Source organism: Streptomyces sp. NPDC058001 (assembly GCF_042886315.1).
Lineage (GTDB): Bacteria > Actinomycetota > Actinomycetes > Streptomycetales > Streptomycetaceae > Streptomyces.
The window spans coordinates 151,106-174,153 of the sequence record NZ_JBHVQT010000012.1; the positions used below are offsets into that span (position 1 = coordinate 151,106).

Annotated in this window: 14 protein-coding genes; 11 read left to right on the top strand and 3 right to left on the bottom strand. The window is 70.6% G+C overall.

From position 1 onward, the window contains the following. Positions 1-461: 461 nt before the first annotated feature. The 6 genes from ureA to cimA all read left to right on the top strand — a co-directional run bounded on the left by ureA (position 462) and on the right by cimA (position 7,942). Positions 462-1,148, top strand: a complete 687-nt coding sequence (gene ureA, locus ACFVT5_RS29160) for an urease subunit gamma (RefSeq protein WP_389894128.1) — start codon at positions 462-464, stop codon at positions 1,146-1,148. After that, on the top strand, positions 1,148-2,830 hold the full coding sequence (locus ACFVT5_RS29165) for an urease subunit alpha (RefSeq protein ID WP_389894130.1): 1,683 nt from the start codon (positions 1,148-1,150) through the stop codon (positions 2,828-2,830). Before ureA ends, ACFVT5_RS29165 begins: the two co-directional genes overlap by 1 nt. Before the next feature lie 8 nt (positions 2,831-2,838). After that, positions 2,839-3,888 carry an agmatine/peptidylarginine deiminase gene (locus ACFVT5_RS29170; RefSeq protein ID WP_389894132.1) on the top strand — a complete coding sequence of 350 codons (1,050 nt, stop codon included), beginning with the start codon at positions 2,839-2,841 and terminating at the stop codon, positions 3,886-3,888. Positions 3,889-3,950: 62 nt separating this feature from the next. After that, complete coding sequence (locus ACFVT5_RS29175; RefSeq protein ID WP_389894134.1) at positions 3,951-4,571, top strand: TetR/AcrR family transcriptional regulator; 621 nt, start codon at positions 3,951-3,953, stop codon at positions 4,569-4,571. Between the two features lie 90 nt (positions 4,572-4,661). Then, the gene (locus ACFVT5_RS29180; protein WP_389894136.1) at positions 4,662-6,032 is read left to right on the top strand and encodes an MFS transporter; all 1,371 of its coding nucleotides are present in this window, start codon (positions 4,662-4,664) and stop codon (positions 6,030-6,032) included. Between the two features lie 299 nt (positions 6,033-6,331). Continuing rightward, positions 6,332-7,942 carry a citramalate synthase gene (cimA, locus tag ACFVT5_RS29185; RefSeq protein ID WP_389894138.1) on the top strand — a complete coding sequence of 537 codons (1,611 nt, stop codon included), beginning with the start codon at positions 6,332-6,334 and terminating at the stop codon, positions 7,940-7,942. 73 nt (positions 7,943-8,015) lie between these two features. Here cimA and ACFVT5_RS29190 read toward each other — a convergent pair whose 3' ends face one another. Next, positions 8,016-9,893: a ricin-type beta-trefoil lectin domain protein gene (locus tag ACFVT5_RS29190; RefSeq protein WP_389894140.1), complete on the bottom strand. Its 1,878-nt coding sequence runs from the start codon at positions 9,891-9,893 to the stop codon at positions 8,016-8,018. 253 nt (positions 9,894-10,146) lie between these two features. On the opposite strand from ACFVT5_RS29190, the gene ACFVT5_RS29195 reads away from it, so the two are divergent. Further along, entirely contained in the window at positions 10,147-13,260 is a 3,114-nt protein-coding gene (locus tag ACFVT5_RS29195) for a glycoside hydrolase family 3 N-terminal domain-containing protein (protein ID WP_389894142.1), read from the top strand. A gap of 193 nt (positions 13,261-13,453) precedes the next feature. Then, entirely contained in the window at positions 13,454-14,857 is a 1,404-nt protein-coding gene (locus tag ACFVT5_RS29200) for a hypothetical protein (protein ID WP_389894144.1), read from the top strand. 155 nt (positions 14,858-15,012) lie between these two features. On the opposite strand, the gene ACFVT5_RS29205 is transcribed toward ACFVT5_RS29200, so the two are convergent. Then, entirely contained in the window at positions 15,013-15,630 is a 618-nt protein-coding gene (locus ACFVT5_RS29205; RefSeq protein WP_389894146.1) for a YceI family protein, read from the bottom strand. A 114-nt stretch (positions 15,631-15,744) separates the two neighbouring features. Beyond that, complete coding sequence (locus ACFVT5_RS29210) at positions 15,745-15,891, bottom strand: hypothetical protein (RefSeq protein WP_389894148.1); 147 nt, start codon at positions 15,889-15,891, stop codon at positions 15,745-15,747. Positions 15,892-15,944: 53 nt separating this feature from the next. Here ACFVT5_RS29210 and ACFVT5_RS29215 point away from each other — a divergent pair, with 53 nt between their 5' ends. The 3 genes from ACFVT5_RS29215 to ACFVT5_RS29225 all read left to right on the top strand — a co-directional run bounded on the left by ACFVT5_RS29215 (position 15,945) and on the right by ACFVT5_RS29225 (position 22,993). Next, entirely contained in the window at positions 15,945-16,466 is a 522-nt protein-coding gene (locus ACFVT5_RS29215) for a hypothetical protein (RefSeq protein WP_389894150.1), read from the top strand. A gap of 163 nt (positions 16,467-16,629) precedes the next feature. After that, positions 16,630-20,490, top strand: coding sequence for an endo-alpha-N-acetylgalactosaminidase family protein (locus ACFVT5_RS29220; protein ID WP_389894152.1), 3,861 nt, complete (start codon positions 16,630-16,632; stop codon positions 20,488-20,490). A gap of 118 nt (positions 20,491-20,608) precedes the next feature. Then, positions 20,609-22,993 carry a polysaccharide lyase 8 family protein gene (locus tag ACFVT5_RS29225; protein WP_389894154.1) on the top strand — a complete coding sequence of 795 codons (2,385 nt, stop codon included), beginning with the start codon at positions 20,609-20,611 and terminating at the stop codon, positions 22,991-22,993. The last annotated feature ends 55 nt before the right edge of the window (positions 22,994-23,048 follow it).

Below are 23,048 nucleotides of genomic sequence, written 5' to 3' on the forward strand. Positions count from 1 at the left end.
GGGTGGTTGGGGACCGCTGGGTTGCGGCCGTGGTGGTTGTTCGCTGTTGCGGCGGAGTGGAGATGTGCCCTGCGGGCGGCTTGCAAACCCCTGCGGGCGGGGGCGGTTGGGCACCGCAGGGTTGCGTCGTCGGGGTGTTCGCCATCGCGGCGGAGGAAGAATGCCCTGCGGGCGGGCGGTTCCCCTGGCGGGGTGCGATGGGTTCGGCACCGCCGGGTCGCGCCGTCGCGGCGGAGAAGAGAAGTCCCCTGCCGGGGTGCGGACAAAATGCCCTGCGGGTGCCGGGTGGGCAGGTGGATGTGCCCTGCGGGCGGCGAGGCGGTCTGGCCCGGTGGGGCCGTTTCTCCCGCGCGACGGCGCGGATCGGCGGGTCTGTCGCGGCCCCAGCTCTCCACCGCCTACCGTTTGAGTGCTGCTCTAAAACTATGGTTAGAGTAGTGCTCCAACGAGAGGGGTGACCCGTGCGGCTGACCCCCACCGAGCGGGATCGGTTGTTGTTGTTCGGGGCTGCCGAGTTGGCGCGGGCCCGGCGGGCGCGGGGACTTCGGCTCAACGTGCCGGAGGCCACCGCTCTGATCGCCGACGCCGTGTGTGAGGCGGCCAGGGACGGTGCTCGGCTGGCCGAGGCCATCGAGCGGGGGCGTGCGGTCCTCGGGCCCGACGATGTGCTGCCCGGTGTCGCCGATGTCGTGACCGAGGTGCATGTCGAGGCCGTTTTCGATGACGGTTCGCGGCTCGCCGTTGTCACTGATCCGCTCGCCGGCGGCACGCTCGGCTCGGCGGCACCCGGGGCGCTGCTCCCCGGCCCCGCGCACGCCGAACCGGAGGCCGTCGTCACGGTGACCGTCACCAATACCGCCACCGTCCCGGTCTCCGTCACCTCGCACTTCCACTTCTTCGAGGCCAACCCCCGCCTCGACTTCGACCGCGCCGCCGCCTACGGCAAGCGCCTCGCCGTCCCCGCGGGCTCATCCCTCCGCTTCGGCCCCGGCGAACGCGCCGACGCCGGACTGCTGCCCATCGGCGGCGACCGGGTCGCGATCGGCTTCGCCGGACTCGTGGACGGTCCGCTGGACGCGCCCGGCGCGAAGGAAGAGGCCCTGCGGCGCGCGGTGGCCTGCGGCTATCTCGGCGCGGAGGTCCACTGATGGACCCGTACGCGTACGCCTCCGTGCACGGCCCCCGCGCCGGCGACCGTATCCGCCTCGGCGACTCCGGACTCACCGTCCGCGTCGAGTCCGACAGTCAGAAGCCCGGCGACGAATTCCTGGCCGGGTTCGGCAAGACCGCCCGCGACGGGCTGCATCTGAAGGCCGCCGCCGTCCGCGACACCTGCGACATCGTCATCAGCAATGTCGTCGTCATCGACGCCGTGCAGGGCATCCGCAAGGTGTCCATCGGCATCCGCGAGGGCCGGATCGCCGGGATCGGCCGGGCCGGCAACCCCGACACCCTCGACGGTGTGGACGTCGTCGTCGGCACCGGCACCACGATTGTCTCCGGTGAGGGCCTGATCGCCACCGCCGGAGCCGTCGACACCCATGTCCATCTGCTGTCGCCGCGCATCATGGAGGCGTCCCTCGCCTCCGGTGTCACCACGATCATCGGCCAGGAGTTCGGCCCGGTCTGGGGCGTCGGCGTCAACTCGCCGTGGGCGCTGCGGCACGCGTTCAACTCCTTCGACGCGTGGCCCGTCAACATCGGCTTCCTGGCGCGGGGTTCGTCGTCGGACCCGGCGCCCCTGGTCGAAGCGCTCGCCGAGGGCGGTGCCTGCGGGTTCAAGGTGCACGAGGACATGGGCGCCCACACCCGCGCCCTGGACACCGCGCTGCGCGTCGCCGAGGAGTACGACGTACAAGTGGCCCTGCACAGCGACGGGTTGAACGAATGCCTCTCCGTCGAGGACACCCTCCGCGTCCTCGAAGGCCGCACCATCCACGCGTTCCACATCGAGGGCTGCGGCGGCGGACACGTACCGAACGTCCTGAAGATGGCGGGCGTACCGAACGTCATCGGGTCGTCCACCAACCCCACGCTGCCGTTCGGCCGGGACGCCGTCGCCGAGCACTACGGCATGATCGTCTCCGTCCACGACCTGAAGACCGATCTGCCCGGCGACGCGGCGATGGCCCGCGACCGTATCCGCGCCGGGACGATGGGCGCCGAGGACGTCCTGCACGACCTGGGTGCCATCGGCATCACCTCGTCCGACGCACAGGGCATGGGCCGCGCGGGCGAGACCGTCCGCCGTACCTTCGCGCTGGCCGGGAAGATGAAGGCCGAGCTGGGCCCGATGGACGGCGACGGACCGGACGACGACAACGCGCGCGTACTGCGCTACATCGCCAAGCTCACCGTCAACCCGGCCATCGCGCACGGACTGTCCCACGAGGTCGGCTCGATCGAGGTCGGCAAACTCGCCGACCTGGTGCTCTGGCGCCCCCAGTACTTCGGCGCCAAACCGCAGCTCGTCCTCAAGGCGGGCTTCCCCGCGTACGGGGTCGTCGGGGACCCGAACGCGGCCACCGACACCTGCGAACCCCTCGTCCTGGGCCCCCTGTTCGGGGCGCACGGCGCGACGGCCGCCGACCTCTCCGTGGCTTTCGTCGCGGGAGCCGCCGCCGGACTGGGCGACGACCTGATGCCGACCCGCCGCCGCCGGGTCGCCGTCCGCGACACCCGTGGCATCGGCCCCGCCGACCTGCGCCTGAACTCCCGTACGGGCTCCGTGGACGTCGACGGACGCACCGGCCTGGTCACCCTCGACGGCGACCCGGTCCGCTCCGAACCCGCCGACTCCGTGTCCCTGAACCGCCTGTACTTCCTCTGAGGACCGCCATGAGCGCCATGACCGCCGGGACCGAAATGACCGCCAAGACCTTCCGTATGCCCGCCGAGTGGACCCCGCACGAGCGCACCTGGATGGCATGGCCCGGCCCCAACCCCACCTTCGCCGACGACGGGGAGCTGGCCGAGGCCCGGACCGCCTGGGCCGCCGTCGCCCGTGCCGTACGCCGCTTCGAACCGGTGACCGTGATCGCCGGGACCGGACAGGGCGGCACGGCCCGTGACCTGCTCGGACCCGGTATCGACATCGTGGAGCGGGACCTGGACGACGCGTGGATGCGGGACATCGGGCCCACCTTCGTGCACGACGGTCGGGAACTGGCCGCCGTGGACTGGACGTTCAACGGCTGGGGCGCCCAGGAGTGGGCCCGCTGGGAGCACGACGCGAAGATCGCCCGGCAGGTCGCCGACCTCGCGGGTGTGCCGGTCCACTCCTCACCCTTGGTCAACGAGGGCGGTGGCCTCCATGTCGACGGCGAGGGCACCGTCCTGCTCACCGACACCGTGCAGCTCGACCCGGACCGTAACCCGGGCTGGACGCGCGAGCGGGTCGAGGCCGAGATCCACGCCCGGATCGGCACCACCGAGGCGATCTGGCTGCCGCGCGGACTGACCGGTGACTACGGCGAGTTCGGCACCCGGGGCCATGTCGACATCGTCGCCGCGTTCGCCGCGCCCGGTGTCGTCATGGTGCACGCCCAGCCCGATCCGGCCCACCCCGACCACGAGCTGACCCGGGAGATCGCCGGCCTGCTCAGGGGCCGTACCGACGCGCGCGGCCGGGCCCTGGAGATCGTGGAGATCCCCGCCCCGACCGTCCTCGCCGACGACGACGGCTGGCTCGATCACTCCTACATCAACCACTACCTCTGCAACGACGGCGTCGTCCTGTGCTCCTTCGACGACCCCCGCGACGAGGAGGCCGCCGGTATCTTCCGACGGCTGTTCCCGGCCAGGACCGTGACCCTGGTCGACGCCCGTACGATCTTCGCGGGCGGCGGCGGCATCCACTGCATCACCCAGCAGCAGCCACGGGTGTGACGCCACAGCACCCGAGCGGCACGGCACACCAGCACGGAAACCCCGGGACCAGGGAGGAACGCATGGCCGGTAGCGCCCGTGCCCGCAAGCACGCGCCACCGCGCGAGGACGTACTCGCCGCCGCCATGGCGATGATCGCGGACCGGGGCCTGGAGAAGCTGACCATGGCCGCGCTCGGCCGCGAGGTCGACATGAGCAGCGGCCATCTCCTCTACTACTTCCGCACCAAGGACGAACTGCTGCTGCGCACCCTGGAGTGGAGCGAGGGCCGGCTCGGCACCGCACGCGAACACCTCCTCGCGGGCCCCGGCACCGCACGCGAACGCCTCGACGCCTATGTCGACCTGTATGTCCCCGACGGCCACCGAGACCCGCACTGGACCCTCTGGCTGGAGGTCTGGAACCGCTCCCTCAACGCCGACGAGGACGGCCGCGACCGGCAGGCCCGTATCGAGGGCGCCTGGCACCGGGACCTCGTCGCCCTCCTCACCGAAGGGGTGACGAGTGGCGAGTTCCCTCCGGTCGAACCGGACCGGTTCGCAGCCCGGCTGCGCGCCCTCCTCGACGGCTTCAGCATCCATGTCGCGATCGGCCTGCGCGGCACCGACCGGGCCCAGATCCTCACGCACGTACGGGAGTTCCTGGACGGTTCGCTGACCCCGCGCCCGCGCCCACAGCGATGACGGCCATGACCACAAAGCACGTAAGTACGCCTGATCGTTGCGTGCGGCGTCCTTGTCGCGGTGGTGATCGTTCCGGCACGGTGGCCGGTCATGGGACGAGAGCAGTGGAAGAAGATCTGGGTCGGCTCCGCCGGCAACATGGTCGAGTGGTTCGACTGGTTCGTGTACGCGAGCTTCGCCACCTACTTCGCGGGCTCCTTCTTCCCGAGCGGGAACCCCACCGCCCAGCTGATGAACACCGCCGGCATCTTCGCCGTCGGGTTCTTCATGCGGCCGGTCGGCGGCTGGCTGCTCGGCCGGGTCGGTGACCGCAAGGGCCGCAAGGCGGCGCTGACCCTCACCGTCACCCTGATGTCGGCGTCCGCCGTCCTTATCGCCGCCGCGCCGACCTACGCCGTCGCGGGCTACGGGGGAGCCGTCGTCCTCCTGATCGCCCGGATGCTCCAGGGCCTCTCGGTCGGCGGCGAGTACGCCGCCAGCGCCACCTACCTCACCGAGGCGTCCGACCCCAAGCGCCGCGGCTTCGCCTCCAGCTTCCAGTACGTGTCGATGACCGTGGGCCAGATCCTCGGCCTGGGCCTGCTGATCGTGCTCCAGCGCACCCTCTCCGACGACGCCCTGCACAGCTGGGGCTGGCGCATCCCGTTCATCGTGGGCGCCCTCGGCGCCGCCGTGGTCTTCTACCTCCGCCGCACCATGCTGGAGACGGAGGTGTACGAGGAGTCCGCCGACTCGGGCCTCGCGGCCGGCGAGGAGAAGGGCACGATCAAGGCGCTCCTGCGGCACAAGCGGGAGGCGTTCCTCGTCATCGCCCTCACCATGGGCGGCACGCTCGCGTACTACACGTACACGACCTACCTGACGAAGTACCTCTCCAATTCCGCCGGGCTCTCCAAGGAGACCGCGACCCTGGTCTCGTTCTGCGCGCTGACCGTCTTCGCCTGCCTCCAGCCGCTCGCGGGCATGCTGTCCGACCGGATCGGGCGCCGCCCCCTGCTGATCACCTTCGCGATCGGCTCGACCCTCCTGACCGTGCCGATCCTGACCCTCCTGAAGCACGCGGGCTCCTTCTGGCCCGCTTTCGGCCTGTCCCTGCTGGCCCTCGTCGTGATCACCGGCTACACGTCGATCAACGCCTGTGTGAAGGCGGAACTCTTCCCGACCGGCATCCGCGCCCTCGGCGTAGCCCTCCCGTACGCCATCGCCAACGCCCTCTTCGGCGGCACAGCCGAATACGTCGCCCTCTGGTTCAAGAACACGGGCATCGAATCAGGCTTCTACTGGTACGTAGCAGGCTGCGCGGCGGTCTCCTTGGTGGTCTACATCACGATGAGGGAGACGAGGGATCTGGACCTGAAAGCGATCCCGGAGAACGCGCCACCCCTGCTGTGGGCAGGCGTCCCGCAGGGCGGGACGCGTGGGCACAGCCCCAAGGAGACGGCACCCGAAACGACAACCTGAGCCAATGTCCAACCCGTGAGACCACCCCACGCTAATTCCCTGGTCTATGGCAGGATGCCCATGTGCCATCGTTCGCCATGATTATCGGCAGCAGGCGCGCCGGTCCGCAGTGACCGCCGACCGCGGAAAACCCGCGGCAGCGGCACCGTGCCCCAGACCCGCGCGCAGACCTCTCGCACCCGCGAGGGGTTTTTTCGTTTCCCGGACCTCAACCCGGCCGGAGACGGACCGCGCGCGATGATGGGGGCAAGTGGAGCCATGAATTCCGGAGCCACTCATCCGACAGGAAGCACCCAGACATGAGCAGTCAGGCCACAGACGACAGTTTCCACGTCTTCGACACGACGCTGCGCGACGGCGCCCAGCGCGAGGGCATCAACCTCACCGTCGCGGACAAGCTGACCATCGCACGTCACCTGGACGACTTCGGCGTGGGCTTCATCGAGGGCGGCTGGCCGGGGGCCAACCCGCGGGACACCGAGTTCTTCGCCCGCGCCCAGCAGGAGATCACGTTCCGGCACGCCCAGCTCGTCGCGTTCGGCGCCACCCGCAGAGCCGGCGCGAAGGCCGCCGACGACCCGCAGGTCAAGGCGCTGCTCACGTCCGGCGCCCCGGTGATCACGCTGGTCGCGAAGTCCCACGACCGGCATGTGGAACTGGCACTGCGCACGACGCTGGACGAGAACCTGGCGATGGTCAGCGACACCGTCTCCTTCCTGCGCGAGCAGGGCCGGCGGGTCTTCGTCGACTGCGAGCACTTCTTCGACGGCTACCGCGCCAACCCGGAGTACGCGAAGGCCGTGGTCCGGGCGGCGAGCGAGGCCGGGGCCGATGTGGTCGTGCTCTGTGACACCAACGGGGGCATGCTGCCCGCGCAGATCCAGGCCATCGTGTCCACGGTCCTCGCGGACACCGGCGCCCGGCTCGGGATCCACGCCCAGGACGACACGGGCTGCGCGGTCGCCAACACGCTGGCCGCCGTGGACGCGGGCGCCACCCATGTGCAGTGCACGGCCAACGGCTACGGCGAGCGCGTCGGCAACGCCAACCTGTTCCCCGTCGTCGCGGCCCTGGAGCTGAAGTACGGCAAGACGGTGCTGCCCCAGGGGAAGCTCCGCGAGATGACCCGTGTCTCGCACGCCATCGCCGAGGTCGTCAACCTCACCCCGTCCACGCACCAGCCGTACGTCGGTGTGTCGGCGTTCGCGCACAAGGCCGGGCTGCACGCGTCGGCGATCAAGGTCGACCCGGATCTGTACCAGCACATCGACCCGGAGCAGGTCGGCAACCGGATCCGGATGCTGGTCTCCGACATGGCGGGCCGGGCCTCGATCGAGCTGAAGGGCAAGGAACTCGGCATCGACCTCGGCGGCGACCGCGAACTGGTCGGCCGGGTGGTGGCCCGCGTCAAGGAACGCGAGCTGAAGGGCTACACGTACGAGGCGGCCGACGCCTCCTTCGAGCTGCTGCTGCGCGAGGAGGCCGAGGGCCGCGCGATCCGGTACTTCCGTACCGAGTCCTGGCGGGCGATCACCGAGGACCGCCCCGACGGCACCCACGCCAACGAGGCCACCGTCAAAATCTGGGCCAAGGGCGAGCGCATCGTCGCCACGGCCGAGGGCAACGGCCCGGTCAACGCCCTCGACCGGGCCCTGCGCGTGGCCCTGGAGCGGCTGCACCCGCAGCTCGCCAAATTCGAACTCGTCGACTACAAGGTCCGCATCCTGGAGGGCAAGCACGGCACCAGCTCCACGACCCGTGTGCTGATCTCCACGGGCGACGGCACCGACGAGTGGTCCACGGTGGGCGTCGCCGACAACGTCATCGCCGCGTCCTGGCAGGCCCTGGAGGACGCGTACACCTACGGCCTGCTCCGCGCGGGCGTCGAGCCGACCGACCCGACCGAGTAGTACTCCACCGGCCGCGCCCGGACCGGTCAGGCCGTATCGGCCCGGACCTGTCGGGGCGCCGCCGGTGGGCGGGTCACTGCAAGCGCCACTTCTGGTTCGCCGCGCCCGTGCACGACCAGATCTGGGCTCTCGCCCCGTTCGCCGACGAGTTGTCCGTGACGTCCAGGCACTTGTTCGCCGCCGCGTTGACCACGTCGCCCGTCGAGGCGTTGTACGTCCAGCGCTGGGCTCCGGTCCCGTTGCAGTCGTACAGCTGGATCTTCGCGCCGTCCGTGGTGGCCGCCGCGGTGACGTCCAGGCACTTGCCGAGCGCCTGGATCGAGCCGTCGGCCTTCACGGTCCAGCGCTGCGCCGTGGAACCGTTGCAGTCCCAGAGCTGTACCGCCGTACCGTTCGCCGATGAACCGCCCGCCACGTCCAGGCACTTGCCCGCGAGCCCGGTGAAGGCGCCCGAGGTCTCCGCGCCGCCCGACTGCGTACCCGACCAGGTGAACGTCGCGGACGTCTTGCCCGGCAGCGAGTATGTGGCGTGCTGCGCGCCCCAGTTGATCGTCACCGTCTTCGCCGACGTGGAGTCGTTGTACGCGATCAGGGCCTTGGAACCGTCCGTGTTGCGCCAGGCGACGTTCGGCACCGATGTGCTCGCCGTCGACGCGATGCGCTGGGCGCCCGGCCGGACGAACTTCGTCAGATGGCCCATCGTGTAGTACTCGATCGTGCAGTCGACCTGCCCGTGCCGCGCATCGCCGTTGTGGACGGTGATGAACCCGTCGCAGGTGCCGCAACCGCCGTTGTGCGGGCCCCTGTTCTGGTCCACGGCCAGCGACCACTTGGTCACCGACTTCGCCCAGTTACGGGTGTAGTCGATGATGTTGCTCATGTCCTCGCGCTGCTGGTTGGCGATCCAGGTGCCGCCCGAGTGCTCGGTACCGAAGGCGTCGAGCTGCGGATACTGGTTGTGCACCGTGGTCTGCTTCGCCACGTCACCGCCGTACCCGTGCCACGCGATCCCACCGAAGTTCGGATGCGACCGTACCGCCGCGTCGTCCACGGTCTGCGCCGCGTAGGCGTCGTAGGTGTCCCAGTTCCAGTCGTGTGCCAGGACCTTCGTGGACAGGCCCGCCGCCTGGAGCTTCGGCAGCAGCTCGCTCTTGGTGAAGTAGGCGAGCCCGGAGCCGTTCCAGCTCATCGACGGATAGCCGGCACAGCACGTCGGCTCGTTCTGCGCGGTCACATAGGCGATCGGCACGCCCTGCGCCTGGTACGCCTGCACGTACTTCACGAAGTACGACGCGTATGCCCCGTAGTTCTCGGCCTTCAGCCAGCCGCCGTTGAGCTGTCCGTTGTCCTTCATCCAGGCGGGCGCGGTCCACGGCGACGCCATCACGGTGAGCGCCGGATTGAGCGACCTGGCCTGTTTCGTCAGCGGGACGACGTCCGCCAGATCGTGTGCGATCGAGAACTGGTTCAGATTGGGATCGGTCTGCCCGGCCGGGATGTCGTCGTACGTGTAGCCGAACCGGGCGAGGTCCGAGCCGCCCATCGGATTGCGCAGGAACGACAGTCCGATGCCGTCCGTCGGCGAGAACAGCTTGCGCATCGTCGCGTCCCGCGTCGCCTGCGTCAGCGCGCCGCTGCTGTTCATCAGCCACGCCGCCGTGTCCGTGAAGGACGCGCCGCCGCCCGTGAAGGTCTGGTACCGGGTGTTCTCGTCGACCGAGATGTTCTCGCCACTGCCGCCGCTGTTCGGCTGGAAACCGAACGGCGCCTGGGCCTCAAGACCCCGTACGACATGGCGTCCGCCGCTGTCGTCCGTCGTCGTGAGCCAGGCCGTGACCTGTTCGCCGGCCGCGTGCGCGGGACCGGACAACGCGCCGGTCAGACCGCCGGCGACCAGAAATCCGGCGAGCAGTGACCGGGTGATCCGGCCCGCTCTCGTGGGGGTTCTCATCGAGCGCCGCCCTTCTGATGGGGGGTGAGGGGGCGTGCGAGGCGTGAGTAAATGACGACGTGGCGCACTCGTCAAGAGGGGCGGACTTCATAAGCTGAACGCACAAAGGCGTTCCACCGCCGGAACGTTGGCTGTGTACCGGATCTGACGTGAAGTCTTGACGGGCCACGATGCGCACCAGTTAACTCACGCCCTGATCTAAGTCATGAGAGTTCAGTGAGGGTTGAGAGCCGCCCCGCTCGAAGGGACACCCATGCGAAGAGTTGCCCCCCGCCGTCCGGAGGGGACCGGAAGACGGCGTACCGCCCTGCTCGTCGCCGCCGGGCTCCTCGCCGGTCTGCTGCCGTTCGCCGCCGCCGGACCGGCGACCGGAGCCGACGACCCCGCGCCGGTCGCCGTCGACCGCTTCGAGGGCGAGGTGCCCTTCGGCGGCCAGCCCGCTGAGGGGATCTTCACCTGGGGCGGCGACGCCGACGACCCGCCCACGCTGAAGTTGGAGGACCGCGCCGACGCCCCCGAGGGCGCCAAGGTGCTCTCCGGCACCTATGACATCAGCGGCTACGGCGGCTTCTCGCACGACTTCGCAGCGAACGAGCCGGCCCACGACTGGTCGGCGTCCAAGGGCATCCGCTTCTGGTGGTACGGCCAGAACACCGCGCCCCTGCCGCCCGGTTCGGGCAAGAAGATCAACTTCGAGATCAAGGACGGCGGCGTCCACGGCGAGGCGTCCGAGCTGTGGACGACCTCCTTCACGGACGACTGGGAGGGCTGGCACCAGGTCGAGATCCCGTTCGGCGACTTCGAGTACCGCACCGACTACCAGCCGGTCGGCGGCATCGACCACATCCTCGGCCTGACCGAGATGTGGGGCTACGCGCTCACCCTCCCCACCGGCGCCCCCGGCGCCTTCGCCATGGACAACGTCGAGCTGTACGGCAAGGCCGACCCGTCCCTCAAGGCCAACGTCCTCACCGACGCGGCCGTGTACCCGGTCAAGGAGGGCGCGACGGCCGACGTCAAGATCTCCGTCGCCACCACCGGGACCGTCCCCCTCGAAGAGCCGGTCACCGTCGCCTACACCACCGAGGGCGGCACCGCCGAGGCCGGCAAGGACTACACCCCGGTCAGCGGCGAGGTCACCTTCCCCGCGGGCACCGCGTCCGGCACCTCACGCACCGTCCCCGTACGGACGCTCCGTGACAAGGCGGCCGAGTCCGCGCAGACGATCCCGCTGAAGCTGACCGTCACCGGCGCCAAGCCGCCCGCCGAGAACCCGCAGGTCGTCATCGACGCGCACGGACTGCCGTATCTCGACCCGAAGCTGCCCGTGAAGAAGCGGGTCGCCGATCTGCTGTCGCGGATGTCCCTGGCCGAGAAGGCCGGTCAGATGACCCAGGCCGAGCGCAACGCCCTCAAGACCCCGGGCGACATCGCCTCCTACGACCTCGGCTCACTGCTCTCCGGCGGCGGCTCCGTGCCCAACCCGAACACGCCCGCCGCCTGGTCCAAGATGATCGACGGCTTCCAGTTGCGCGCCCAGGCGACCCGCTTCCAGATCCCGCTGATCTACGGCGTGGACGCGGTGCACGGTCACAACAACCTGGTCGGCGCCACCGTCATGCCGCACAACATCGGCATCGGCGCCACCCGCGACCCCGCGCTCGCCGAGAAGACGGGCGCCGTCACCGCCGCCGAGGTACGCGCCACCGGCATTCCCTGGGACTTCGCGCCCTGCCTGTGCGTGACGCGTGACGAGCGCTGGGGCCGCTCGTACGAGTCCTTCGGTGAGGACCCGGCGCTGGTCGACTCGCTGGAGACCGTCGTCCAGGGCTTCCAGGGCCACCCCAGCGGCAAGGACCTCGCCCGCAACGACAAGGTGCTCGCCACCGCCAAGCACTATGTCGGCGACGGCGGCACCGCATACGGCTCCTCGACCACCGGCTCGTACACCATCGACCAGGGCGTCACCCGGGTCACCCGGCAGGAGCTGGAGGCCGTGCACCTCGCGCCGTTCGAGGAGGCGGTCAAGCGGGGCGTCGGCACCGTCATGCCGTCCTACTCGTCGCTCGACATCATCGGCGACGACAAGGGCCCGGTGAAGATGCACGCCGACGCCGAGATGATCAACGGCGTCCTCAAGGACCGGATGGGCTTCGACGGCTTCGTCATCAGCGACTGGCAGGCCATCGACCAGATCCCCGGCGACTACGCGTCCGACGTGCGGACCTCGATCAACGCCGGACTCGACATGATCATGGTCCCGACCGAGTACCGCACCTTCCACTCGACGCTCACCGACGAGGTCGGGGCGGGCCGGATCAGCACGCGGCGGATCGACGACGCCGTGGCGCGGATCCTCACCCAGAAGTTCAAGCTCGGGCTCTTCGAGAAGCGATACGTCGGAAAAGCAGCCACCTCGCTCCAGAACAAGATCGGTTCGGCGGAACACCGCGCCGTCGCCCGGCAGGCAGCCGCCGAGTCGCAGGTCCTGCTGAAGAACGCGGGCGGTGTCCTCCCGCTGAAGCCGTCCCAGAAGGTGTATGTCGCCGGGTCCAACGCCGACGACATCGGCAACCAGACCGGCGGCTGGACCATCACCTGGCAGGGCGCGTCCGGGAAGACCACCGACGGCACCACGATCCTCCAGGGGCTGAAGAAGGCCGCACCCGGCGCCGACATCACCTACAGCAAGGACGCCTCGGCCGCCACGGACGGCTACGACGTGGGTGTCGTGGTCGTCGGCGAGACCCCCTACGCCGAGGGCATCGGCGATGTCGGCAACGGCCACGACCTGGAGCTGAGCGCGGCCGACAAGGCCGCCGTGGACACGGTGTGCGCGGCCATGAAGTGCGCGGTGCTCATCGTCTCCGGGCGCCCCCAGCTCATCGGCGACCGGCTCGGCGACATCGACGCGCTGGTGGCCTCCTGGCTGCCGGGCACCGAGGGCGACGGCGTCGCGGACGTCGTCTACGGCAAGCTGCCCTTCACCGGGCAGTCCCCGGTCACCTGGCCGAAGTCGCAGGCCCAGCTCCCGATCAACGTCGGCGACTCCTCGTACGACCCGCAGTTCCCGTACGGCTGGGGGCTGACCACGAAGACGCGGGTGCCGCAGGGCGGCGAGCTGACCCTGAAGCTGCTCCAGCTCGCGGCCTCGGTCGCCGAGAAGGCGCACTCCGAGCGGGCCGGGCGTGAGGCGGTCACGCAGGCGCGGCTCCTGGTCCAGCAGAAGGCCGGGCAGACGGCCGGGCCGACCATGACGGCGGCGGTCGCGAAGCCCTTCGCGGACGCCGACCACCTGCTGCTCACCGGTCACTACAAGGACGCGGTGGTGAAGCTGACTGCCGCGTACCGGGCGGTGGCGGGCTGAGTGGAGCGGGCTGAATACAGCCGCCTGAGTACGGCCGGCTGAGTACCGGGTCCTGACCGAGGGCCCCCCGAGCGAGACAGCCCGTCCCGGGCAAGGTGCGGACCCGGGACGGGCTGTCTCTTCGCGCTCCGCGTGTTCCGCGCGCAGTTCTGTGCCAGGTCATTCCGCGAGGGCTTCAGGTAGCGTCGAAGGCATGAAGGCCGCACCGCACAGAGGGCTCCGGGTGCTACGGGGTCCGGCGTTCCTCCTGGCCGCCGCCGCGATGGTGGCACTGCCCCTGACCGCGCCGCCCGCCGCGGCGGCCACCGGTTCCGTGACCGCGACCGACATCGGCACGATCGGGGACGCGCTCCGCAAGAACCCCGTCTACGTCGACCCGGCGGCCTCCGCCCAGCTCCCGGCGGCCGAGGCCAACGCCCTGGCCAAGAAGATCAAGGACGCGGACAAACCGGTCTTCGTCGCCGTACTCCCGCAGGGCTTCCCCACCCAGAACCTGTTCGGTGACCTGCGCACCGACACCGGCATCACGGGCGTCTACGGCGTTCGTCTCGGCTCCGGATTCGACGCCCGCGCGGACAGGGCCGTGATGCCGCAGACCGCCGTACGCAATCTGGTGACCAGCGTCCAGGGCGAGACCGTCACGGCCACCCAGCTCGGCGACTTCGTGGACCGGGCCGTGCGTACCGCCCACGGTTCGGCGCCCGCGTCCTGGGGCGGCTCGGCTTCGGATACGGGGTCGTCCTTCCCGACCGGGGCGCTGATCGGCGTCGGCGCGGTCGTCGTCATCGGCGGGGCGGGCGCGTACGCCGTGTCGCGCCGCAACACCCGGCGGCGCGAGGAGGAGCAGCGCGCGGCCCTGGAGAAGCTGCGGGTCGTCGTCGACGAGGACATCACCGCCTTCGGCGAGGAACTGGACCGGCTCGACTTCCACCCCGCCGAACAGGGCGCGGACGACGCGATGCGCGGCGACTACGAGCGGGCCCTGGACGCGTACGAGAACGCGAAGTCGGCCATGGGCTCCGCGCAGCGGCCGGAGGACGTACGAGGGGTCACCCAGGCCCTGGAGGACGGCCGTTTCTCGCTGGCACAGCTCGCCGCACGGCGCGAGGGGCGCGCGCTGCCCGAGCGGCGCCCGCCCTGCTTCTTCGACCCGCGGCACGGCCCGGCCGTGACGGACGCGGAGTGGGCGCCGCCGACGGGCGCCCCGCGTGAGGTGCCGGTGTGCGCGGCGGACGAGGCACGGCTGCGGGACGGCGCGGACCCGATGGTCCGCGAGGTCGACACGGAGACGGGCCGCCGCCCGTACTACGAGGCGGGTCCGGCCTACGGGCCCTGGGCGGGCGGCTACTTCGGCGGCGGACTGCTCCCCGGCCTGCTCGTCGGCACGATGCTCGGCAGCATGATGGCGAGCCCCGCCTATGCGGCCGACTACGGCTCCGGATACGGCGACTTCGGAGCGGGCGCCGGATACGACGGCGGTGATGTCTCGGGCGCCGACTTCGACCCGGGCGACTTCGGCGGCGGGTTCGGTGGCGGCGGGGACTTCGGTGGCGGTGGCGACTTCGGCGGGGGAGGGGACTTCGGCGGCGGCTTCTGAGCCGCTGAGTTCCCTCCGCCGACCGGGCTTCCGCTGACCGGGCCTGCGCCGACCGGGATTCCGGTGGCCAGGCTTGCGGTGGCCGGGATTCCGGTGGCCGGGGGACGGGCAGGCACCGTCGCCGGTGGGTACCCGTCCCCGGTGCCGGCTTCGGCTCAGGCGGCGACGGTCTTGATCGCCGAGATGTCGAAGACGAGCTTGATCTTGTCCGAGACAAGGACGCCACCGGTCTCCAGGGCGGCGTTCCAGGTCAGGCCCCACTCCGAACGGATCAGCTCGGTCTTGCCCTCGAAGCCGACGCGCTCGTTGCCGAAGGGGTCCTTCGCGGCGCCGTTGAACTCCAGGTCGATCGTGATCGGCTTGGTCGTACCGAGGACCGAGAGGTCGCCGGTGATGCGGTAGTCGTCGCCGCCGAGCGCCTCGGCCGCAGTGGAACGGAAAGTCATCTTCGGGTACTTCTCGGTGTCGAAGAAGTCCGAGCTCTTCAGATGCGTGTCCCGGTCGGACGAGCCGGTCTCGATGCTGTCCATCGTCACGTCGATCGAGGCGGTCGACTTCGACGGGTCCGCGCCGTCCAGCCGCAGGGTGCCCTCGAACTGGAGGAAGCTGCCCCTGACGTTGGTCACCATCGCGTGCCGGGCCACGAAGCCGATCGAGCTGTGCGCCGGGTCGAGCGTGTAATCGCCGGTCAGGGCCGCGAGATCCGGACTGACCGCGGTCGCCGCCGCCGGGCCCGCGTCGGGGTTGTCGTTCTTGCGGCCGAAGATTCCCATGACTGCTCCTTGGGGACGAGCCCCGGCTCCGCCGAAGCTGTTGAAACTTCAATGACGTTGACCATAGTCCCATTCCGTTCAAGTTTCAACATCGAACGGGACGTGTCGCGGCGGTTACTTCGCGGTGATCATTTCCATCCGTACGGGATGGTCGTGTACGCCCTCTGGCGGACGCGCGTAGACCTCGGGCACCATCTCCTTGCTCCACCTGCACCGCCGCACCAGGGCCGGCACGGTCATCAGCCGTGTCCGGTCTCGCACGGTCTCGGCTGTCCCACCCCACAGCACGGTCATCAGCAGGGAGGAACCCCCACATGAAGCACCGTCCGAAGCTCCGTTCCGTCGTCACCACGCTAGCTCTGGTCACCGGCGCTTTCCTGGCGCCGGGATTCGGCGTCCTGAGCAGTGCGGGCGACGCGTTCGCCGCCACGAAGATCACCCATGCCACCGCGACGTCGATGTTCAGCCAGGTCGGTATCACCTGGTCGTCGTCCGGCGGTTGCTCGAACCGCAATGTCGCGACCTGTACCTCCTTCGACCAGCTCAACCTCACCTCCGCCCAGGGCGCCCAGACCCTGAAGCGGGCCACCGGATGCGCCCTCAACATCACCGGAGGCACCGAGACGGGTCACGCCAGCGGTACCTACTCGCACTGGAACGGCTACAAGCTCGACTACGGCAAGAACACCTGTGTCACCAACTACATCAAGAACACGTTCACTTACATCGGTGTACGCGGTGACGGCTCCCCGCAGTGGCAGTCCGGATCCGGCAACGTGTACGCGGACGAGGGCAACCACTGGGACGTGACGTACTACAACTGCGGCGGCTGTTAGTCACGGTCGACCGACGGCTCACGGTCGGGTACCCCATGCCAGGGGTGCCCGGCCGTTCGCCGGCGGGTCGCTTGGACTTAACGAAAGCGGTACTTGGACTGCCGCCGTCCATCGGGACCCCGTCCGTTGACCCCGTGGTTGTGGCGCCGATACCCAGGTCTCCATGTCGCGAAGATTCCGTGCCGCGTGCGTCACTGCCGCCGCTTCGTCCGTCGTGTTCGCCCTGGCGGGCCCCGCACTTCCCGCCACCGGCGCCGCCCCCACCCCATCGGCCGCCGTCGCCGCTCAGGCCGCCGGTGCCGACATCGCGTCGTCCCGGCTCACCGTCACCGTCGCCGACGACTTCCCGCGCGTCCTCGCGTACACCGACCGGGCCACCGGCGCCCGGCTCCTCGGCTCGACGCGTCCCGTCACCGAGGTCACGTTGAACGGCACGGCCCATGCCGTCCGACTGACCGGCGCCCCCGAGATCCGGGGGGCCACGGCCGCGTACACGCTGGGCTTTCCCGATCTGCCCGGGGTCGAGATCGACGCCACCCTGTCCGTGTCCGGGCGGGCCACCACCTTCAAGGTGACCGCCGTCCGCGACACCGCCGCCTTCCGCGTCGGCACCCTCGACATCCCCGGGCACGACCTGGTGTCGGTCGGCAGCGCGGACGGGGGCGCCCGGACGGCGTTCACCCGGATCGACGACGACTCGACCCGTACCGCCGACGTCTTCGGCGAGGTCACCGGGGCGACCCCGGCCGACGCCGCACCGGTCGGCGCGTCCTACGCGCTGGTCAACACCGGCACGCTGGCCGCCGCCGTCGAGTCCAACTCCAGCTACGACAAGCCGAGCGGGGCCACCGGCGGGGACGCCGCCCGGCTCTGGCACCAGGCCCGTAAGGAGGCCGACGGCTCGACCCGGGTCGGGGTCTGGTCGGGCCAGTGGACCTACCGCGGCGAAGGGGCCCCCGCGCCCGCCAAGGGCGACGCGCTGCCCTGGGCGAAGGTCGTCGTCACGCCCGACGCCAACGGTGACGGAAAGGTCGACTGGCAGGACGGCGCCGTCGCCTTCCGCACCATCGGCGTCAAGGCCCAGGGCTCCGACGAGACACCGGACCGGGTGATCAGCCATATCCCGTTCAACTTCGCCAGCCAGGCCACGCACCCCTTCCTGCGCACCCTGGACGACGTCAAGCGGATCTCCCTCGCCACCGATGGACTCGGCCAGTTCGCGCTGCTCAAGGGGTACGCGTCCGAGGGCCACGACTCGGCCCACCCCGACTACGGCGGCAACATCAACCAGCGGGCCGGCGGCCTCACCGACCTCAACAAGCTGCTGAGGAACGGCAAGAAGTGGGGTGCGACCTTCGGCGTGCACGTCAACGCCACCGAGGCGTACCCGGAGGCCAAGAACTTCAGCGAGCAGTTGGTCGACAAGTCCAAGCCCGGCTGGGACTGGCTCAACCAGAGCTACTACATCGACCAGCGCCGCGATCTGAACAGCGGTCAACTCGCCCGCCGCTTCAAGGAGTTGCGGGACGAGACCGACCCGAACCTGTCCATGATCTACGTCGACGTGTACTACACGCACGGCTGGATCGCCGAGCAGACCGCCGACGTCATACGCGAGCAGGGCTGGGGTCTGGCCACCGAGTGGGCGGACAAGTTCGAGCGCCAGTCCCTCTGGTCGCACTGGGCCAACGACCTCGACTACGGCGGCCCCACCGCCAAGGGCCTCAACTCGAAGATCATCCGCTTCATCCGCAACGGCGAGAAGGACGTCTGGAACAACGACCCCGTCCTCGGCCAGACCGCCCTCGACGACTTCGAGGGCTGGACCGGCGAGAACGACTGGAACGCCTTCTACGACACGATCTGGCAGCGCGACCTGCCCGCCAAGTACCTCCAGCACGAGCGGATCACCCGCTGGAACGGCGACGACATCACCTTCACGGGCGAGGTCCGCGGCACCGTCGAGGACGGCCGCCGCACCTTCTACGACCACGGCAGAAAGGTCCTGGACGGCACGGACTACCTGCTGCCCTGGGACGACGGCAAGAAGCTGTACCACTACAACAAGTCCGGCGGTACGACGAGTTGGGCGGTGCCCGGCACCTCGTACACCGTCTACCGGCTCACCGACAACGGGCGGGTGAAGACCGGCACCGTGCGGGCCAAGGACGGCAAGGTCACCCTGACCGCCGAGGCCGGACAGCCCTACGTCCTCTACCCGGTGGGCCGCACCCCGAAGGCCGCCGACGCCGCCTGGGGCGAGGGCACCCCCGTCCAGGACCCCGGCTTCAACGACGCCCGGCTCGGCGACTGGCGCACCACCGGCACGGTCGCCCGGTACACCGACGGCAACGGCCGCAACAGCGCCGCGCTGAGCGGGAGTTCGCAGGCCGCCGTCGAGCAGCGCCTCACCGGTCTCACGCCCGGCAAGCGGTACACCGCCTCCGCCTGGCTGGAGGTCGAACCCGGCAAGGAGCGCCGTACCACCCTGTCGGCGGGCGGCGCGTCCGTGACCGTCGAGCGCTCCACGCTGAAGAACACGGTCGCCGCGAGCGACTGGCACGGCACCTACATGCAGCGCGCCAAGGTCACCTTCACCGCACCGAAGGACGGCCGCGCGACCCTGCGGGTCGAGGCGGCGGCGGGGTCGGCCGCACGGGTCCGGGTGGACGATGTCCGCGTGGTGCGCAACGACCCGGCGCAGGCTCCCGGCACCCTCGTCTCCGAGGACTTCGAGGACGTCGACCAGGGCTGGGGCCCCTTCGTGAAGGGCGCCGGCGGTGGCGTCACCGACCCGCGCACCAGCATCTCCCAGAAGCACGCCCCGTACACCCAGGCCGGCTGGAACGGGAAGCTCGTGGACGACGTCCTCGGCGGCGGCCAGTCGCTGAAGACGCACGAGGGCAACAACGGCCTCGTCTACCGCACCACCCCGGCCACCGTTCCGCTGAAGGCCGGGCACGCCTACCGCGTCGCCTACGACTACCAGGCAAGCCACTCCGGCGCCTTCGCATGGGTCACCGGATACGACCAACTCGCGGACGGGGCGCCGCAGTCCGTCGAGACCCGGCGCACCGCGATCGGGCAGCGGCGCACCACCGGGCACTTCACCGAGACGGTCACCGCGGGCTGCGGCGACACCTGGGTGGGTCTGCGGATGCGCGACGACGCCCCCGACCAGGCCGACTTCGTCCTCGACGACTTCACGGTCACCGACCTCGGCCCCGCCGCCGAGCGGCCCGCCTGCGGCACGCTCGCCGTCGCCGCCAAGGCCCCGACCCTGGAACCCGGCGCGCAGAACGAGGTCACGGCCACCGTCACCAACTACGAGTCGACAGACGCGAAGGACCTCACGGTCCGGCTCGACCTGCCCGACGGCTGGACGGCCGAGCCCGCCGGACCCGTGACCCTCGACCCGGTCGCACCCCGCGCCAAGGCCACCGCCACCTGGCAGGTGACCCCGCCGGTGGACGCCCCGTACCGCGCGTACACGCTCGGCGCCAAGGCGACGTACACGGCGGGCGGGAGCGCCCGCACCCTCACCGCCGACACCTCGGTACGGACCCTTCCGCCGCCGCCCACCGCCGACGCCTGGGCGAGCGACCTCGACTGGACCGACAGCGAGAACGGCTGGGGCCCGGTCGAACGCGACCTCTCCAACGGTGAGACCGGCACCGGCGACGGCGGTCCGCTCCGGATCGGGGGAGTGACCTACCCGAAGGGACTCGGCACCCACGCGCCCGCGAAGATCCGCTACTACCTCGGCGGCCGGTGCGCCTCCTTCACCGCCGAGGTCGGTGTCGACGACGTCCAGACGACGCGCGGCAGCGTCCAGTTCAGCGTCCTCGCCGACGGCACCGAGAAGGTCAGGTCGCCCGTGCTCAAGGCCACCGACCCCGCGTGGTCGCTGAGCGCCGACACCGCGGGCGCCCGGTATGTCGACCTGGTGGTCGGCGACGGCGGTGACGGCAACGGCAATGACCACGCCGACTGGGGCAACGCCCGCTTCCACTGCGGGAGTTGACCCACCGCCCGGACGGAGCCGACCCCGCTCCACGTGTCGCACCATGGCCCCGCTCATCGGCGGGGCCAAGGTGCCCGCACCGTAGACAGCGCTTTCTCCCGGCTGATAGGGCATGTCCATGACTCCATCGCGTCGCACCTTCCTTCTCGCCGCCTCGCTGACCGCCTCCGGAGCCCCCTTCGCGCTCGCGCCCGCCGCATCGGCCGCAGAAAGCGCGTCCACCAACGCCTCCGTCCCCGCGTCCCGAGCCGCCGATGCCGGTGACGCATACGACGCCCTCCGCGCCCGCTGGCTCGACCTCGCCCTCGGCACCGGCTACGACGCGAGCGCCGAACCGTACGCGTCCCGCCTGAAGGCCACCGGCGACCTCGCACGCGGCTTCCGCTCCACCATGGCGCCCGCCGCCCGCTCCCTGTGGCCCCAGTACCCCTTCGACCCGCCGAGCGGCATCACCCAGAGCTACAGCAGGCTGTGGACGATGACCCAGGCGTACGTCCAGGACGGCACCGGATCCACCGGCGACGCCGGACTTCTCGCCGACATCCTGCGCGGCGTCGACCACATCGGCGCCGCCGTCTACAACCCCTCCACCACGCGCTACGGCAACTGGTGGGAGTGGCAGATCGGCAGCCCCCGCCTCCTCATGGACATCGTCGCGGCCCTGTACGACGCGCTCACCCCCGCACAGCGGGATGCCGCCTGCGCCGCCGTCGACCACTTCATCCCCGACGCCATGCTGCGCGACTACTCCGGCACCTCGACCGGCGCCAACCGGGTCGACCTCTGCCGCTCGGTCGCCCTGCGCGGCATCAACGGCCGCGCCCCCGAGAAGATCGCCCTCGCCCGCGACGCGCTCTCACCCGTCTTCCCGTACGTCACATCGGGCGACGGCCTGTACGCCGACGGCTCGTTCATCCAGCACACCTGGGTCGCCTACTCCGGCACCTACGGACAGGTCATGCTCGACGGACTCGGCCGGCTCTTCGCGCTGCTCGCCGGGTCCACCTGGGAGGTCACCGACCCGGGCAAGCAGATCATCCTCGACAGCGTCGAACACGCCTATGCCCCGCTCATCGTCGACGGCCTGGCGATGGACAGCGTCAACGGCCGTGCCATCAGCCGGGGTTACCTCAAGAACGACGACCGCAAGGTGATGCGCGGCGACCACTTCCACGGCCAGGGCATCATCGCCGCCATGGCCCTCCTCGCGGGCGGCGCGAGCCCCGCCGAACGGGACCGCTGGTACGGCAGGATCAAGGGCTGGATCGAACGGGACACCGTCACCCCGATCCTCACCGGCGACCAGTTCGGCGTCGGCGACCTGTCCCGGCTGCACGCGGTCGCCGCCTCGACGGTCCCGGCCGCGCCCGAACCCGTCGGGCACCAGCTGTTCGCCGCGATGGACCGCGCCGTGCACCGCAGACCCGCCTTCACCGCCGGGCTGTCCATGGCGTCGGAGCGGATCTCCGCCTACGAGTGCGGCAACGGCGAGAACCCGCGCGGCTGGCACACCGGCGCCGGAATGCTCTACTGGTGGCCCTCAGGACGCCCGAGCGACCAGTACACGGACTGGTTCTGGCCCACCGTCGACTGGTACCGGCTGCCCGGCACCACCGTCTCGACCAAGCGGCTCGCCGACCGCGCGGGCGGCGAGTGGGGCGAACCCAAACCCGCCGTGCGGTGGGTCGGCGGCACCACCGACGGCGAGTTCGCGGCCGTCGGACAGCACCTCAAGGGCCTCGACTCCACACTCCAGGCCCGTAAGTCCTGGTTCTTCGCGGACGACGCCGTGATCTGCCTCGGCGCCGGGATCACCGCCACCGACGGGGTCCCCGTCGAGACGGTCGTGGAAAATCGCAACCTCGGCGAGAACGGCGCCCCGGCCTTCGTCATGGACGGCCGCGCCCGCCCCGGCTGGGCCCACCTCGAAGGACACGGCGGCTGGGTGCTGCCCGGCGGCGCCGCGCTGCGCACCCTGCGCGAGGACCGCACCGGCGCCTGGTCCGACATCAACACCACCAGCTCCACCGAGCGCCGCACCCGCCGCTGGCAGACCCTCTGGCTCGACCACGGCACCGACCCCACCGACGCCACGTACGCCTATCTCGTGCTGCCCGGGGCATCGCGCCGGGCCGTCGCGGCCCGCGCCGCCGACCGGCACTGGCTGTCGGTCCTCGCCAACGACGCCCGCGCCCAGGCCGTGGCCGTTCACTCGCTCGGCGTGACCGCGGCGAACTTCTGGCAGGCCGGTACGGCGGGCCCGCTCACCTCAACGGCTCCCGCGAGCGTCCTGGTGCGCCGCCGGGGCCGTACCGCTACCCTGCACGTCGCCGAACCGCCCAGGACCGGGCAGCCCCTGGAGATCGTCTGGCGCCGTCCGGTACGCCGGGTCGTCGCCCATGACCCGTCCGTCGAGGTACTCTCCACCCGCCGTGAGCTGCGGCTGCGCATCACCCCCGGCACGGCCTGCGCGAGCCACCGGTGTGAGGTGACTCTCCTCTGACCCGTTCTCGTCGTGCGGTGATCGCTTTGTGCGGACCCCACAAGCCGCATGGCCT